This window comes from Desulfallas thermosapovorans DSM 6562 (assembly GCF_008124625.1).
Classification (GTDB): domain Bacteria; phylum Bacillota; class Desulfotomaculia; order Desulfotomaculales; family Desulfallaceae; genus Sporotomaculum; species Sporotomaculum thermosapovorans.
Window position 1 is genome coordinate 70911 of the sequence record NZ_VNHM01000005.1, and the last position, 17564, is coordinate 88474.

General features: G+C 48.6%; 11 protein-coding genes. 5 read left to right on the forward strand and 6 right to left on the reverse strand.

Annotation, left to right across the window (positions count from 1 at the left end; all coding sequences use genetic code 11):
- The first annotated feature begins 200 nt into the window (after positions 1–200).
- From LX24_RS05755 to LX24_RS05765, 3 genes are all read left to right on the forward strand, one after another.
- Positions 201–1781, forward strand: a complete 1581-nt coding sequence (locus LX24_RS05755; RefSeq protein ID WP_166511187.1) for an FMN-binding glutamate synthase family protein — start codon at positions 201–203, stop codon at positions 1779–1781.
- Between the two features lie 42 nt (positions 1782–1823).
- A complete protein-coding gene (locus LX24_RS05760) occupies positions 1824–2609 on the forward strand; it encodes an IclR family transcriptional regulator (protein WP_166511188.1) in 786 nt (261 codons plus the stop codon).
- A gap of 62 nt (positions 2610–2671) precedes the next feature.
- On the forward strand, positions 2672–5263 hold the full coding sequence (locus tag LX24_RS05765) for a PEP/pyruvate-binding domain-containing protein (RefSeq protein WP_166511189.1): 2592 nt from the start codon (positions 2672–2674) through the stop codon (positions 5261–5263).
- 124 nt (positions 5264–5387) lie between these two features.
- Here LX24_RS05765 and LX24_RS05770 read toward each other — a convergent pair whose 3' ends face one another.
- Positions 5388–7469, reverse strand: coding sequence for a thioredoxin domain-containing protein (locus tag LX24_RS05770; protein WP_166511190.1), 2082 nt, complete (start codon positions 7467–7469; stop codon positions 5388–5390).
- Positions 7470–7819: 350 nt separating this feature from the next.
- Here LX24_RS05770 and LX24_RS05775 point away from each other — a divergent pair, with 350 nt between their 5' ends.
- Together LX24_RS05775 and asnB are read left to right on the forward strand one after the other, a co-directional pair.
- Complete coding sequence (locus LX24_RS05775; protein ID WP_166511191.1) at positions 7820–9160, forward strand: hemolysin family protein; 1341 nt, start codon at positions 7820–7822, stop codon at positions 9158–9160.
- Positions 9161–9439: 279 nt separating this feature from the next.
- Positions 9440–11284 carry an asparagine synthase (glutamine-hydrolyzing) gene (gene asnB, locus LX24_RS05780; protein WP_166511192.1) on the forward strand — a complete coding sequence of 615 codons (1845 nt, stop codon included), beginning with the start codon at positions 9440–9442 and terminating at the stop codon, positions 11282–11284.
- Positions 11285–11487: 203 nt separating this feature from the next.
- Here asnB and LX24_RS05785 read toward each other — a convergent pair whose 3' ends face one another.
- The 5 genes from LX24_RS05785 to LX24_RS05805 form a co-directional block, all read right to left on the reverse strand.
- On the reverse strand, positions 11488–12348 hold the full coding sequence (locus LX24_RS05785; protein WP_166511193.1) for a GltB/FmdC/FwdC-like GXGXG domain-containing protein: 861 nt from the start codon (positions 12346–12348) through the stop codon (positions 11488–11490).
- 125 nt (positions 12349–12473) lie between these two features.
- Positions 12474–13988 (reverse strand): glutamate synthase-related protein, encoded by a 1515-nt coding sequence (locus LX24_RS05790; protein WP_166511194.1) that lies wholly within the window; start codon positions 13986–13988, stop codon positions 12474–12476.
- A 13-nt stretch (positions 13989–14001) separates the two neighbouring features.
- Entirely contained in the window at positions 14002–15147 is a 1146-nt protein-coding gene (locus tag LX24_RS05795; RefSeq protein WP_166511195.1) for a class II glutamine amidotransferase, read from the reverse strand.
- A complete protein-coding gene (locus tag LX24_RS05800; protein WP_166511196.1) occupies positions 15148–16455 on the reverse strand; it encodes an NAD(P)/FAD-dependent oxidoreductase in 1308 nt (435 codons plus the stop codon).
- 20 nt (positions 16456–16475) lie between these two features.
- Positions 16476–16913, reverse strand: a complete 438-nt coding sequence (locus LX24_RS05805) for a 4Fe-4S dicluster domain-containing protein (RefSeq protein ID WP_166511197.1) — start codon at positions 16911–16913, stop codon at positions 16476–16478.
- Between the last annotated feature and the right edge of the window lie 651 nt (positions 16914–17564).

Consider the following 17564-nt stretch of genomic DNA (forward strand, 5'->3'; position numbering starts at 1 on the left):
TAACACAGCTTTACATGCTGTATGCAATATTCAAGTATTATTGCGGTTTTTGAGCTTTAAGTTTTTCATATGGTGAAAGTTGTTTCTATTGACTAATTAACCGTCAGGGTCTAAAATGTCTTAAGAAACGTGAAATATAATTTCACAACGTGGAAATGTACAGCGATGTACACCAATAGACATAGGAGGTCTGATTATTAATGGGTTATAGTAACGGGATCAATGCCAGTGCAGCGACACTCACCAAAAACAGAACACCGGGTAATGTTTGTTCCTCCAGTGGCTTGTGCGCAACCTGCCTAGACGGCTGCCCCGGCCTTTGCGAAGTAGGCAAATCAGCATACCGGGGACGTGAACTCATTTATCCGCAGCCATTTGGCTGTACAACCAGCGCTTCCCAAAAGGATTACCCGGTTGATTTATCCCACTTGAACATTATGGGCACAGCTGTTGGTGCATATGGCATCGAAGCAGATAGCGATAAAGCTACCTTTCCGGCAGTCAATCTGGAAACGGAAATCGGCTCTACAAATACTATTAAACTTAAACTGCCCATTGTAATACCCGGCCTTGGTTCCACTCAGGTGGCCAAAGACAACTGGGAAGGCTTGGCCATTGGCGCAGCCATATCAGGTATTGTCCTGACCATTGGTGAAAATGTCTGTGGTATGGACCCCGATGGGGAAATAAAAAATGGCCGCGTGGTTAAATCCCCTGACATGGAACGCCGGGTAAAGCTGTTTAGAGAATGGTATAACGGATACGGTGCCATTGTGGTGCAGTTTAACGTTGAAGATACACGCCTTGGGGTAGCCGAGTATGTGATAAACGACCTGGGCGTAGAAGCTGTGGAAATCAAGTGGGGCCAGGGTGCCAAAGATATTGGCGGTGAAGTTAAGCTTCCCTCTCTGGAAAGAGCCCGGCAACTCAAATCCCGCGGCTATATTGTATATCCGGATCCGGAAAACCCTGATGTACAACAAGGCTATGCACAGGGGACAGTAAAAGAATTTGAACGTCATTCTAGAATTGGCATGGTTGATGAGGAATCATTTATGACCCGGGTATCTGAATTGCGCGGCCTGGGGGCCAAACACGTTATGCTGAAAACCGGTGCTTATCGCCCGGCGGACCTGGCCCGGGCCGTTAAATTCGCTTCGCTGGCTAAAATAGATCTTTTGACCGTTGATGGTGCCGGTGGCGGTACAGGTATGAGCCCGTGGAGGATGATGAACGAGTGGGGTGTGCCCACTGTCTACCTGGAGTCACTACTTTATCAATACATGGAACGTATCAAAGCCAAAGGCATGTATGTGCCCAAGGTAGCTGTGGCCGGCGGCTTTTCTCTGGAAGATCATATGTATAAAGGCCTGGCCTTGGCTGCGCCATATGTTAAAGCCATCGGCATGGCACGCGCCCCGCTGGCCGCTGCTATGGTTGGCAAAACCATTGGCAGTTACATTAAAGAAGGCAAGGTACCCGCTGATATAACCAAGCGTTACGGCAATACCGTTGAGCAAATATTTACCGCCAGTACAACCTTGAAACAGCAATATGGCGAAGATGTAGCAAGGATTCCCACCAGCGCTATGGGCGTTTACAATTACTTCGATCGTCTGGCCGTGGGCTTGCAGCAGCTAATGTGCGGTGCCCGCAAGTTCAGCATTGATTATATCACCAGAGATGACTTGGCCAGCATTACCCGAGAAGCGGCGCAGGTTACCGGCATACCCTATATCATGGATTTAGATGCCGAAGAAGTTGAAAAAATACTGGGCTAATTCATAGATGTAAACAAGGGGAGTTTAAGGAGAGGTTGTCCCATGTCAACGGGCAATGAACGAAAAACAAAAACGGTACAGTCGGTGGATCGTTCCCTGGCCATTTTAGAAGCTTTGGCCAGGCACAGGGAACCAATAGCACTAACCGTGCTCAGCGTTAAATTAGGACTGAACATCAGTACGGTACACCGTCTGCTCAATACACTAATTGTTGCCGGGTTTGTGGAGCAAGAGCCCAATCAGGGTCGTTACCGTCTGGGCCTCAAAACATTTGAAATAGGTAATGCTGCTCTGTATAATCTGGACATTCGCTCTATTGCCAAACCCTATCTTAAAGAACTGGTGGATAGGTGCAATGAAACGGCCAATCTTTCTGTACTCAACCGTGGTGAGGTAGTTTATATAGATCAAGTAGAATCACCCAATATAGTAAAAATGTTTGCAAAGCCCGGGACCAGAGGGCCGGCTTACTGCACGGCCAGCGGCAAGGTGCTGCTGGCCTCCCTTCCCCCGGGCGAACTGAACCAAATTGTCAAGAAAAACAAGTTTTATAAATATACCGATCGTACCATTACTGATTCCGAACTGTTTAAAAAAGAATTAGCTAAAGTTAAACAACAGAATTATGCTATTGATTTTGGTGAACTGGAAGAAGGAGTACAGTGCGTGGCAGCGCCCGTTCGTAATCATGAGGGTAAAACCATTGCTGCCATTAGCGTATCCGGGCCAGCTACCCGCATTAGCCAGAGTTTTCCCCGGGCTGAACTGATAAAACTTATTATCGAAGCCGCCAACCGTATATCTCTCCAGTTAGGTTTTTATCGTTAATATTATCTCCACTTTCGTATTTTAGGTTGGATTGGCACCTTGTGATTAGGGAGGTGCGCGCTATGGGTATCAACAATAAGGTAAGCACGGGCTTGAAGGGTTTTGATCAGGCCATTGACATGCTGCGACTGGGTGATAATGTGGTATGGCAGGTGGATGAAGTCTCCGATTACCGGAAAATCGTTGAACCCTATGCAGTACAGGCCAGGCTGGACCAAAGAAAACTGGTTTACGTTCGTTTTGGCAGGCACGCTCCGCTGTTGAAAGAAAGTCCGGAGATTAAAGTATATCACCTGGATGCACAAAAGGGATTTGAAGGTTTTGCCACGGCGGTGCACAGCCTGGTGGAACAAGAAGGACAAGAAACCTTTTATGTATTTGACTGCCTCAGTGATTTACTGGAATACTGGTACTCAGATTTAATGATCAGCAACTTTTTCAAGGTGTCCTGTCCCCTTTTGCATGAATTTGATACCCTAGCTTACTTTGCCATTAAACGCAATGTACACACCTACAGCACCATAGCTTGTATCCGTGAAACGACACAGTTGTTGCTGGATTTATACCATGTGAAGAACAAATTTTATGTTCATCCCCTTAAAGTCTGGAAGCGTTATTCGCCCACCATGTTTTTCCCGCATTTAATTCAGGACCAGGAAGCCGTCTGTATCACAGCCAGTTCTGAAGCCGCCGAGTTGTTCTCCAGTATTAACCGCGTTGGGGAAAGATTGGATTACTGGGATGTTGTTTTTAACAAGGCAAGATTTGCGCTGACTCTCGGGTTGGAAGAACAGGAAAAGGCCAAAAGGTTATTAATGAAACTGCTCATCGGCAGCGAGTCCAGAATGTTCGATCTGTGCGACCGGTATTTTACCTTGAGGGATATTTTAAACATAGCAACCAGAGTAGTGGGATCGGGCTTTATCGGAGGTAAAAGCGTGGGTATGCTGCTGGCGCGAAAAATTTTGGAGCAGGAAGGCCATAACCGTTTTACCCCTTTTTTGGAGCCTCATGACTCTTACTATATAGGGTCGGATGTTTACTATACCTATCTGGTGCAAAACGGTTGCTGGAAGCTACGCACCAAGCAAAAGACCAAAGAAGGTTTTTTTAAATACGCGCCTGAATTGAAACAAAAAATTTTAAATGGTAAGTTCTCGGAGCCCATACGGGAAGAATTTATGCGCATGCTTGAATACTTCGGGCAATCACCTGTTATTGTACGTTCCAGTTCCCTTTTGGAAGATAATTACGGTAACACCTTTGCGGGGAAATATGAAAGCGTGTTTTGCGTAAACCAGGGTACGCCCGAAGAACGCTTCGCCGCCTTTGAACAGGCGATCCGCACCGTTTATGCCAGCACTATGAACGAGGATGCGCTGGCCTACCGAATGAACCGGGGGCTTTTTGATAAGGATGAACAAATGGCCATCCTGGTGCAACGGGTGTCCGGGGATTATCATAAGGAAAGGTTTTTCCCTCACTTGGCGGGGGTGGGTAACTCATCCAACCTTTATGTCTGGGATAAAAGCATAGATATGAACGCAGGAATGCTGCGCCTGGTCTTCGGGCTTGGTACCAGGGCGGTGGAAAGAACCACCGGCGATTATGCCAAAATTGTTTGCTTGGATAACCCTCTACGCACGCCCCCGGTAAGCTGTGAGGATAGAAAAAAATATTCCCAGCGCTATGTTGATGTGCTTTCTTTGAAAAAAAACACATTAACCAGCCAAAGCTGGGATGAGATTGTCAACGATGATCTCAAAGCAGACAAAAACCTGTTTGCTTCTTGGGATTACCCGACAGCCAACCGGCTGCGCGAACTTGGTTATACCGGCAACCACCTGGCGTATATTCTTGATTTTTATAAACTGCTTAAAGATACTGAATTCCCGGACCTAATGCGAGATATGCTGGCACTGTTGTCCCGGGTTTATGATTACCCTGTGGACATTGAGTTCACAGTCAATTTTACTGCCGATAACCGCTTTAAGATCAATCTTCTGCAATGCCGCCCGTTGCGAACCAGGGGTCTGGGTACTGCGGTGCAGATGCCCGAACTGGTGGACGAACGAGACTGTTTCTTCTCAACGCGGGGTAATTTTATGGGCGGAAACGTGCGTTTACCTGTTGATTATGTTGTTTATGTAAATGCGCAGGCTTATGCGGAACGTAATGAGCAGAGTAAATGGGCGGTGGCCAGGCAGGTTGGCCTGCTAAATACGGCACTGAAAGGGAAAAGCGTCATGCTGGTGGGTCCGGGCAGGTGGGGGACCAGCACACCGTCGCTGGGCGTACCAGTGCATTTTTCAGAGCTGTGCAACATGTCGGTTATATGCGAGATAGCCTTCTGCGACGCGGGATTTACACCTGAGCTGTCCTACGGCACCCACTTTTTTCAGAACCTGGTGGAAGCGGGCATTTTTTATATAGCCATTTTTGACGGGCAGGAAGATGTTGTGTTTAACCCGGAATGCATTTTAAAAAAAGAAAATATGCTGGCAGCCATTTTACCTCAATGCAAACAGTCAGCCAACGTAATCCATGTTGCCCAAACAGATGGCCTGGTATTATTTTCCGATATTGTAACCCAGAAAGTTATATGCAAATCAAATGGTTCAAAAAGAAGCATTACTGCCACCGGGGTGAATTGAACAATAAAAACCGGGCTCAATCCACCCATCAAGAAAAAGCACTCTCGCTTTTACAACGGGAGTGCTTTCGAACGTTGTATAAAAACCGTTATGCAGCCGCAGGGGTTTGAAAAATTAGTGCCGGCTAATGCAAAAGGCTTTCCAGATCCGCCGTATCCGTTACCGGTTTACGGCAGGCCCGGTCCCGGCAAACATAAGCAGTAGCCTGCCCGTCAATGGCTTTTTGCTCCCTGGTGAATGGTGCCAGTTCTCCAATCAGGCCATCCTCCTGACCTTTACCATCCCCCTCGGGCCGGTAGATGAGCACAGCGCCCGGCAAATATTGCCGCTGGGCCAGACGTAACATTTCCGTCACCTGCGGGTCTTCCCTGCGCCCTGTAATGACAATTTCGCTGGTAGGCCCGGCAGCAAATAAAAGGGCGGTCATAAAATGCGCGTATCCCCTGGGATACTCGCTGGCTGCTCCGGCAAAAACATCTATCTGGCGCCGGGCCAGTTCATCCAGTTCCGCGTCACCGGTTATAGCGGCCAATTGCAGCAGGTTCAAAGCCATTACGGAATTGCCCGACGGCATGGCCCCGTCATATATCTCCTTGGGCCGGGCAATCAGCTGCTCGGAATCGGCACCATAGAAAAAGAATCCCCCTTGCTGCTCATCCCAGAACAATTCTCGCACCTGGTGAGTTAGTTCAATAGCCCGGGTCAGGTATGTGGCCTGAAAAGTTGCCCGGTATAGTTCTATTAGACCCCAAATCAAAAAGGCGTAATCGTCCAGGTACCCGTTAAAGCTGGATTCACCGTCCCGGTAGCGAGCCAGCAACCGGCCATCCTGCCTTTGCAGTTTTTGCTGAATAAACTGTAACGCATTTTCTGCGGCCTTCCGGTAACGCCCGTCCCCCAGCACGGCGGCTCCCCGGGCCAGTGCGGTGATCATCAATCCGTTCCAGGCCGTCAGTATTTTATCATCTTTAAAAGGATGTATCCTTTGATCCCGGTAGTCGTAAAGTTTTTGCCTGCATTCCTCCAGCAATTGCAGTAACGCTTGGGTTTCCATGCCCATTGCCCGGGCTTGCTCTTCCGGCAAAGCCTTTATTAAATTGGGTATGCTCTGTCCTTCGAAGTTACCATTTTCGGTAATGTCATAAACCTTGCAAAAAAAATCTCCATTTTCACTGCCTAGAACCTGACGCACTTCAGCAGGTCTCCAAACATAAAATTTTCCCTCCACCCCTTCGGAGTCGGCATCCTCGGCAGAGTAGAATCCTCCTTCGGGGTGGGTCATATCTCTGAGCACGTAGGTAAATATTTGACGTGCCGCTTCGGCATAAAATTCGTTTTGGGTGGCCTGGTAAGCTTCCAGAAATGCCAGGGCCAGCAGCGCATTATCGTATAACATTTTCTCGAAGTGGGGCACCAGCCACTTTTCGTCGGTGGAGTAGCGGGCATAGCCAAAACCGATATGATCGTTAATGCCACCCCGGTAAATGGAATGCAATGTTTTTTCTGCCATGTGAAGAGCGGTTTCTTCCCCGGTCTGTTTCCAGTAGCGCATTAAAAAAAGCAGGTTATGGGGTGTGGGAAACTTGGGGGCGGCGCCAAAACCGCCATATCGCTTGTCAAAGGATTGCCGGAACTGGTTGTAAGCCCGGGCGGTTATGTCAGCCGCCGATTCACCCGCCAGGCGGTGACCTGGTGTGAACTGTACCTGTTCCGTAATCATGTGGCTGGTTTGGACAAGCTTCTCTCTGTCACTGGCCCACTTATCAGCCACCTGCTTCAATATATCCAGCAGTCCGGCCCGGCCCCAGCGGGAGTGTTTAGGAAAATAAGTACCGGCGAAAAAAGGTTTTTTATCGGGAGTCATAATCACCGTCAGCGGCCAGCCTCCCTGGCCGGTCAAGGCCTGGCATACAGTCATGTATATCTGGTCGATATCAGGGCGTTCCTCCCTATCTACTTTTATGGATACAAAATGGCGGTTTAATTCATCCGCTACCTCTCGATCCTCAAAGGATTCTCTTTCCATTACGTGACACCAGTGACAGGTAGAATAGCCAATAGAGAGAAATACGGGTTTATCTTCCTCTCTGGCCTTATTGAATGCTTCATCACCCCAGGGGAACCAATCGACTGGATTATAAGCGTGCTGCAATAAATATGGTGATTTCTCATGGATTAACCGGTTGGGTTCTCCTTTTTTAGTCACAGGGTGTATCTCCTTGTTTTTTATTCTTTAATCAAAATCATATTCTATTTTCCCCATACAGACCTGTAGTATTCTGTTGCGGGGAATAACCGTCATACCCGTTAATGTCTTCCCATATATTTAGTTACATATTTTTTAATACATAGATTGGCCGGCAGACATAAGTCCCAGCTCAGGCGGTGAAGATAGCATGAACAAGTAACTGTAACAGCACTAAAAACCAGTGAATTTTGGCCTTTTTCTAACTTTAAAAGGTATAGCGGAAGTTTTGTTTAATTTAATTAATCTGTTAAAATATAATAATAATTAGATAGTAAATATGCAATATAAAGGAGAGTGAATCAATCACCATGGATGACGGCACGTCATTCAGTATTTTGATTGCGTTAAAAATTTTACTGGCTCTTTTTCTGGTGTTTTTAAACGCAGTTTTTGTCGCGGCGGAATTTGCCTTTGTTAAAGTAAGACCTACCCGCCTGGCCCAATTGGTTGCCGAGGGTAACGGCAGGGCCAAAATTGCCCAGGTCTGTGTAAATAACATTGACTCCTATCTTTCCGTATCCCAACTGGGCATTACCATATCCAGTCTGGGTCTGGGCTGGCTGGGCGAGCCGGTGGTAGCTAAACTGTTGGAACCTTTGCTTGTAGTATTCGGCATAACCTCCTCCGCTGCCCTGCATTCCATTTCATTCATCATCGCCTTTACCCTGGTAACATTTTTACATGTAGTATTTGGCGAATTGGTACCGAAATCCCTGGCCATACAACGGGCCGAGGCGGTAACTCTTTGGCTGGCTATACCTATGCGCCTTTCCTACTATCTTTTTTACCCCGGCATCGTGCTTTTTAACGGTACAGCCAACGGAATACTACGAAAGATAGGTGTACAGCCGGCCAGCGAGCATGAGAAAAGCCACAACGAGGAAGAATTGCAAATGTTGGTTTCCGAAAGTTATCGTGGCGGCCACTTGGATACAGATGAGTGGCGCCTGCTGCAAAATGTTTTTGAATTTGAAAAGAAAGTGGTAAAGGATATCATGGTTCCCAGGCCTGAGGTTGTATTTTTGGACTACAGGAAAAGCTTGGCGGAAAACAAGCATAAAGCCCTACACTCAGGCCACACCCGCTTCCCCCTTTGTGATGGAAATACGGATAATGTGGTGGGCCTGGTTCACATTAAAGAGCTTTTTCAACTAAATGATGATTCCAGCCTTGACGATATAAAACGTAACATTATGATTATTCCCGAAGGCCTGCATTTAGATAAATTACTGCGTGACTTTCAACAAAGCCACCAGCACATGGCCCTGGTGGTGGACGAATACGGCTGTACTGCCGGTATTGTAACCATGGAAAACGTGCTGGAGGAATTGGTGGGTGAAATACAGGACGAATTCGACCATGAACAGCCGGAAGTAGCTCCGGAAAAGGACGGTGCTTTTCTGGTGGATGGTCGCTTGCCGCTGGAGGAAGCAGCGGAAATGTTTTGCCTGCCCCTGGATGATGAAAATGAGTATGACACCCTGGGTGGATACGTTTTCGGCAAACTGGGCAAACGACCCCGGGTGGGAGACAAAGTGGAACTACCCGGACACCGGCTTGAGGTGGCCGAAATTACAGGCCTGAGAATTCGCCGTATCCGCCTTAATATATTAAATAAAGAATTATGCGAAAGCAGACCGGTGGCTTAACAATGACATGCCCCCTCGGTTGGTCAATCCGAGGGGCTTTTTATTCAATCACTAACATTTCCCACTACGCGATTTTTTATCTTTACTACCACTCTGATAACCTTTTGCATATGATGTAATGGGCCGGGTAGATGCAACAGGGCATCTACCCTTTATGGCAACGTCGCCTGCCTTTTATGGAGGGCGGCGTTTTTGTTTTTTTCCGGGCCATGCTGTGTCCTGTATTTGATTTATTTACGCGTTATGGATGATTATAACACCATGGGAGGGATAGTTTTAATGTGCGGAATTACCGGTTGGATAGATTTGGGTGCAGATATTACCCGGCAGCGTCCCACACTTGAGGCGATGAATGAATTCCAACTGCACCGGGGCCCCGATGCGGGCGGCATATGGCTCTCAACCCATGCCGCCCTGGGACATCGCAGGTTGATAGTGGTCGACCCGGCGGGTGGCGGACAGCCCATGCTTCGCCAGCGTGGTGATCATATATATGTAATGGTCTATAACGGAGAATTATACAACTCCCCGGAATTAAGGAGGGAATTGACGGCCCACGGATACACCTTCAGCGGTCATTCGGATACAGAAGTACTGTTATTATCTTATATTGAGTGGGGCGAGGATTGTTTGCAGCGTCTGAATGGTATCTATGCGCTGGCCATATGGAGCGAGCGGGACCAGAAGCTGTTTATGGCCCGGGACCGTCTGGGCGTAAAACCGCTGTTTTATAGCCGGCGTGGCTGTGCATTGTATTTTGGCTCCGAGTTAAAGTCACTGCTGGCCCACCCGGCGGTGCAGGCTAGCGTGGATATTGACGGCCTGGCAGAAATACTGGTCATGGCGCCGGGGCGTACACCAGGTCACGGGGTATTTCGCAATGTGAGTGAGCTAAAACCGGGGCATTACCTGGTGTTTGACCGCAGCGGCTTGCGTATCCACCGCTACTGGCAATTGGAAAGCAAGCCCCACGAAGATGATTTGGATACCACCACAGCCAGGGTGCGTGAGCTTTTTTGCGACGCAGTAACACGCCAGTTGGTGGCTGACGTGCCCATCTGCACTTTATTGTCGGGCGGGCTGGATTCCAGCGCCATCACAGCGGTAGTTGCAGAGGCCGGGAGGCATGCCGGTGATGGGCCATTGCATACTTGGTCAGTGGATTTTACTGGCAACGATAGGTATTTTATGCCTGATCTATTCCAACCCAACACCGATGCTCCCTGGATACAACGCGTCTCGGAAAGCCTGGGCACCATGCACCACAGGGTCATCATTGACACACCCGAACTGGTGGACGCACTGGCGGTTGCCATGCAAGCCCGGGATTTACCGGGTATGGCTGACATAGATGCCTCGCTGTACCTTTTTTCCCGGGCGATTAAGCAATCAGCCACCGTAGCCCTTTCCGGGGAATGCGCGGATGAAATATTTGGTGGATATCCCTGGTTTCATAAGGTACGGGCCGCAGCCCAAGGCACATTTCCCTGGCTGCGGGGGCTTGGTGAGCGTATACGCATGCTGGCTCCCGGCGTAATCGATCTGCTAAAGCCGGTGGAATACGTAACCCGGCGTTATCAGGAAACACTGGCCGAGGTGCCCCGCCTGCCGGGCGAAGATCCCTGGGAGGCGCAACTGCGGGAACTAATGTACCTGACCATGAACTGGTTTATGGCTACTTTGCTGGAGCGCAAGGACCGCATGAGCATGGCGGTGGGTCTTGAAATGCGTGTTCCCTTTTGTGATCATCGCCTGGTGGAGTATGCCTGGAACATACCGTGGTCGATGAAAAATTACGGGGGTATGGAAAAGGGTATACTCCGCCGCGCGTTGACCGGTTTACTACCCGAGGAGGTGCTTAAGCGGCGCAAAAGCCCTTACCCCAAGTCTCACCACCCGGTTTATCTGAAAACAGTGCGGAAAATGGTTGGGGAAATTTTAGAAGATTCATCATCACCGCTGCGGCCGCTTATTAATGTAGATAACGTACGCCGCATGATCCAATCAACCGGAACATATTTTGACCAGCCCTTTTATGGCCAGTTGATGAAGGATGCCCAATATTTGGCTTATTTAATTCAGGTGGACGCCTGGTTTAGGGAATACGATGTATCAATATGTTAACATATCCGGGATTCGTGGATTACTGGTATATTGACATATGTGAATACGTATTACTGCCAGACGCCGGCAACAGGTAAACTATTTTACCGGATACGCAGGGAAACACAGCGATGACCCCGGTTTTCAGATTATAATTGGAAAACCGGGGTCATCGCTGTGTTTCATGTTTCCAAGAAAGCAGAAGTCCCGTCCCCTTGCTTCCCTCAGTAAGCATATATTTGACCGTAAGGTCTTAAGGATACCGGGATTAATTTATGGAATGGACCGTTAAGGATTTGATCCGGGTTACCGCCGAAGTGACGGCAGTATTCCCGCACATAACGCGCAACAATTGCTTCATCCCGGTCCTGTAGCGGGCGCACTCCCACTTCTTTGCCCAGCTGGTGCTCCTTTACACAGCCCCGGAGGTAAATTACTCCGCCGTGCATACCGGTGCCGATGTAGTTGGCCCGGTGTGGTTCATTTTCCCGCAAGTTTAAGCCCAGCAGCAGCACCATACCCCCGGCCATATATTCGCCCAGAAAATCCTGGGCCGTGCCCCCCACAACCAGCACGGGAGTTTTATCCCGGTATTCCTTCATGTGAATGGCAGTGCGGTAACCCACGTTATCCCTGATAAAAATTTGGCCGCCCCGCATGGACATGGCCGTTACATCCCCCGCCCGGCCATGTACAATAATTTGCCCCTCATCCATGGTATTGCCTACTCCGTCTTGGGCATTGCCGTGTACAATGATGCGGTGACCGTTTAAAAAAGCACCCAAATCATTGCCTGGAAATTTATTAACTTCTATGTCCAGTTTATCGTCCCCGGGGATATACAGCCGGGTTCCGATGTACCTTTGCCCAAAAACATTGTTAATAACCAGCTCTGTACTGCCCTTTTGCACAGTTTCCCTGAGCAAATCATTTAATTCCTTGTGCTTCAGCCCCCGGGCATCTATGGTGGCCCTGTGGCCATCAATACTCACTCTGGTTTCGTATAGAAAATCCACCGGTTGTAAATTATCCAAAAAATTATCGCGATAACCGAACTTAACATTCAATCCATTCAATCCGTTCATTTAATCACTCCCCCGATATTTCCCGATATGTACTGATAACCGTGTGCTGTCTTGATAGGTCCGGTTGTTGAAATATTAAAATCTTTCAACAACCGGTACCATCTTTTAAGGGTGGTTTTTTCAGACTACTCCCCGGCTCCCTTTACCCCCAGCACGTTAAGTTCCCATTCCTCAAGGCCTACACCGCGCAGGTGTTCCCGGTTGGCACGCAAGCTTTCTATGGCATTGACGCCCAGACCACCCAGCATTTCCTGGATTTCGTGACTCCAGCCCTTTAACAGGTTAACCAGCCTCCGGCTGGTGATTTCCGGATTCAGCCGCTTGGTCAAATAGGGATCCTGGGTACAAATACCCCAGTTGCACTTGCCTGTATAACATTTATGGCAAAGGGTACAGCCCATGGCCACCAGAGCAGCGGTACCGATGTACACACCATCGGCCCCCAGGGCAATGGCTTTGATGGCATCGGCGGAGCAACGGATACCCCCGGCGGCCATGATGGAGCATTTGTTTCGGATACCCTCATCCCGTAACCTTTTATCCACTGCAGCCAGGGCCAACTCCAAAGGTATACCCACATTGTCACGGGTGGCCAGGGGTGCGGCACCGGTGCCACCCCTGATACCATCAATGGCCACGATGTCCGCCCCGGCCCGGACAATGCCCGAAGCAATGGCCGCAACGTTGTGTACTGCGGCAATTTTTACCGAAACCGGCTTGGTGTAATTGGTAGCCTCTTTCAATGCGTATATCAACATGGACAAATCTTCAATGGAATATATGTCATGCTGGGGTGCCGGGGATAGTGCATCCGTACCCCGGGGGATCATTCTGGTTTGGGCGATATAATCCGAAACCTTTTCCCCGGGCAGGTGCCCGCCGATTCCAGGCTTGGCTCCCTGGCCTATTTTTATTTCAATAACCCGGGCGCTGTTTAAATAATCGGCATCCACCCCGAACCGGCCGCTGGCACACTGCACAATGGCGTGTCCGGCGTATTCTTCGCGCATTTCCACAGGTAATCCGCCCTCACCGGTATTGAATAACACACCGGCCTCTTTGGCCGCCATAGCCAGGGATTTAAAGGCGGGGTAACTGATCGCCCCCAGAGACATGGCGGAAAATACCAGCGGTATTTTTACCGGTACGTTGGGATAAACCGGTGAAACTAGTCTTGCCTTGCCTGCACTAAATTCAATTTTTAAGGTATCCGGCTTGCGACCTAAAAAGGTCTGTAATTCCATGGGTTCCCTCAGCGGGTCAATGGAAGGATTGGTCACCTGGGAAGCATTAAGTACCAGGTGGTCCCAATAAATCCGGTATGGTTTGTCATTGCCGCTGCCGGTCAAAACCACACCGCCCGTGGCAGCCTGTTTTTTCAAGTTTTGCATTTTATCTCTGGTCCAGCTGCTGTTGGGACGGTAATCAGCCAATCGGGGTCGTACATGTAAAGCCTCGGTGGGACAAAGGGTTACACAGCGTTGGCAGCCCACGCAGTCCTTTTCAGAAGTAAAAAATCTTTCCAATTCCGGATCGTACAGGTGTACCCCGTTGGCACATTGTCGCTGGCATACCCGGCAGCGAATACACCTGTCTTCCCGCCGTTCAACTATAAATTCCGATAATAGGTTAGGATACATATATACACCACCCTTAAATGGATTTATTTAAACTTTGCAAGTGATCCCGGGTGTGCAATCTGACTACCACCGGTTCACCGCCGGGGGGTGTCCAGGCCAGTTCCAGGTCCGGGCATACCGCCCGGATGGCCGCTTCTTCAGAAGATAAGAATACCAGATCACCCTTGGCGCCCGCCGTTATAGGCCGCAGCCTGATACGGTCGGTAAGACCGATCATTTCATTGTGATGGGCGACAATAACCGTGAAAGGACCGTTCATTAACAGAGGCGCATAAGTCATGCGCAGCGCCGTATATAATTCTCTATCACTGTCATCCATACGGTAAATGGCTTCCCACATGGGCGGGGCAAAAATTTTCGCCACCACTTCAATGGGCAGCCCCTGGCGCCGCATCAATAAATCCACTGCATAGGCCAGCACTTCGGTATCCGTGTGAAGAGTACAGTAATAATTATGCATTTCCAGAAACCGGCGGTTGGCGCCGTATGAAGAGATCTCTCCGTTATGCACCACCGTCCAGTCCAATATTGAGAGCGGGTGTGCCCCGCCCCACCAACCCGGGGTATTGGTGGGAAACCTGCTGTGTACCGTCCATATATATCCCTCGTATAGATCATCCAGCATGAAGTAATCCGCTATTTCTTCGGGAAATCCAACGCCCTTAAAAACACCGACATCTTTACCCGATGAAAATACGTAAGCATTATCTATGTGGCTGTTCAGGTACATCACTTTGTTGATCACATACTCATCATCAGGGATATTTTCCTCGGCACCGCTTTTTTGCGGGGCTACGAAATATCGCCAGGCCAGAGGAGGAGCAAACAGGCGGATATTCGGGTTGGTGGGTATCTCTTCATCAAACACCACGTAAAAATTCTGCTTTAAAAAAGCTTCCACGTTCTTTTGGGCCGTTGGACTTTTGTCCTGGTAGATAATGTGCAGTGCATAATACTCTTTATATTTGGGATACAGACCATAAATGGCAAACCCGCCACCCAGACCGCTGCCCCGTACTTTCATGTTCTTAATGGCGTCAATGGCCATCTGGCCGCCGAATCTGACACCGCCTGTATGCATGACCCCAAACAGCCCGCAGGCGTCCATTTCTTTGTCCGGCACAAACCTTTCGCTTTGATAGTATTGTTTTACCAGCATTTATACCACCCCTAAAATCACGTCATCTTGCAGCAGTTTCCAGCGCAGTGTTTCCGGTAAATCAGCGTATCCAAAATCTGTTTTAAATAAATCCTTTATAAAGGCCCGCACATCGGTTTTGCGCCGCATCAAATTTAAAAATATACCCGCCCTGGCTATTTGGCCAACCAGTATAAAACCTTTGATATGACCTTTTTCAGAGAGGATAAATTTCCGGTATGTTTGAGTGTCCTTGTTATATTCCTGGATTACATCCAGCCCGTCTGGGGTTTCTGCCCCGGTAACATTGATACCGGCATTGATGATGTTAATATCAAAAAAGTGCATGGCATTCATAGCGGTGCCCTGGACAAATGCCCTTTCCATACCCGCCATATTGAACCCGGCAATACGGCCACCCAGATAAGCATTGGGCCACAGCGGCAAGTTCTGACCGGCACCTGTCACAAAGTTATAGGTAGAGGCGCAGTCACCGCAGGCATAGATGCCCGGTACAGCGGTTTGCATGTTTTTATCCACTACAATACCCCGGTTGACCTCTATACCCGTGCCCTGGGCCAGTTCCACCCTGGGTGCCACTCCCACCCCCACGATGAGTAAATCGCAGGGTATGCTACGCCCGTCTTTTAAGGTAACGCTCTCCACCCGTTGGGTGCCGTGCACCTGATCGATGGTGTTGTTTAAATACAATGTCACCCCGGCCTTTTGCAGTGCGCCTTCCACCAAATGGGACGTGGTTTCATCAACCACCGGTGCCAGTAACCGGTCGGCCAGTTCCAGCACATGCACATCAAGGCCCCTTTTATGCAGTACCTCGGCAGCCATCAAACCGATAACACCGCCCCCCAGTACCACGGCGCTTCGGACAGCGGGCAGTTCCCTTTCAATACCCAACACATCCTTCATGCTGTGAAAACTAAACACATTTTGTTGTTTATCAAGTCCGGAAATGGGCGGGTATACCGGTTTCCCACCCGTAGCCAGCAGCAATTTACCATAGCCCAGCCGACTACCATTGTCCAGTTCCACCATCCGAACTGCACTATGGATTTTTACCGCCCGGCGTTCCTTGATAACACTGACCCGGGCACGATCATAAAAATCACGGGGTCGGTAATACATTTTATTTCTGGTTATCTGACCGCCCAGGTAATAGGGGATCAAAGCCCTCGAGTATACGTGGTGCTCTTCTTCGGCCACCAGGGCCACCGTACCGTTTTTGTCCATACTTCGTAAACCCTCTATACAACCCACAGCTCCCGCAGAGTTGCCTATAATCAAGTAATCATAATCGCCCATATTACCCATCGATGATCCCCCCATATTAATTAGCAGTCCTCGTATACCAGTGCCCCGTTGGGACAGTGGCTTACACAATAAAGGGTATCCAGCCCGGCGCAAAGGTCGCATTTAATAACTTCCCTTTTTCGTGGATTTATAAATATGCTTCCGTAGGGACAGGTCAGCACGCAGCTATAGCAACCCACACACTGGTTTGGGTTATGCAACACCCGCCCGGTCTCCGGGTCCTTGGATAAAGCCCCGCTAATACAGGCGGTGACACAGTCCGGTTCGGCACAGTGCCTGCACTGCAGGGCAAAGGTAAGGGGCAGCTTTTCCTCCACCACCAGCCTGGGCAGCGGTTTTTCCTCTTCATATAGAAAAGCCTTGATAATGTGTTTGGATTTGGAGTGGGCCACCGCACACCATACTTCGCACAGGTGACAACCCATACAAACCTCGGGTTTGGCCTTGATTCTCCCCATATTGTTCATCCCTTCCATGTAAAATGCATTTACGGTTAAAATTTAAATGTAGCGCAATTTGCGCAAAATAAAAAGGCCCACAAAGTATGGCCTTATATGAAGGTAGGACCTTATTACAAAAGGTATAACCTTATCAAGCAATACTTTGTGGGCCGCATCGCCCTTTTAAACTATACGGTCTCGCCATTGAGCCGCCGGCAAATTGATGCTTATTGCTTATCAAATTGTGGAATGGTATTTTATGTATTTTATTAGGAAACAAAAAACGTCCAAATAACTTGCTTCAAGCAAATTATTGGGACGCCATTGTCCAAAAACTATTTTGTTTGCTTAGTCAATTATACTAATTCACAGAAAAAATGCAAGCATGTCAAGCTAAAATATTGAGAAAATATTGTATACATTAATTAAGAAATTATGCATGAAATCAGGGTTTGTGCGGTAGATGTTTTTTGTAATTAAGTGCTATAAAAAATATTCAACGAAGGTTATTGCAAACCAAGTACAATTCTATTATAATTACCTTATCTAATTAAATATTACTTAATACAACGGTGTATTATTAATAACTTGGCAATGAAGCCCATGAACAGTTCTATATTAACTGTTCATGGGCTCTTGTTATTTTACCCGCGTAGCGAAGGGCGAAAA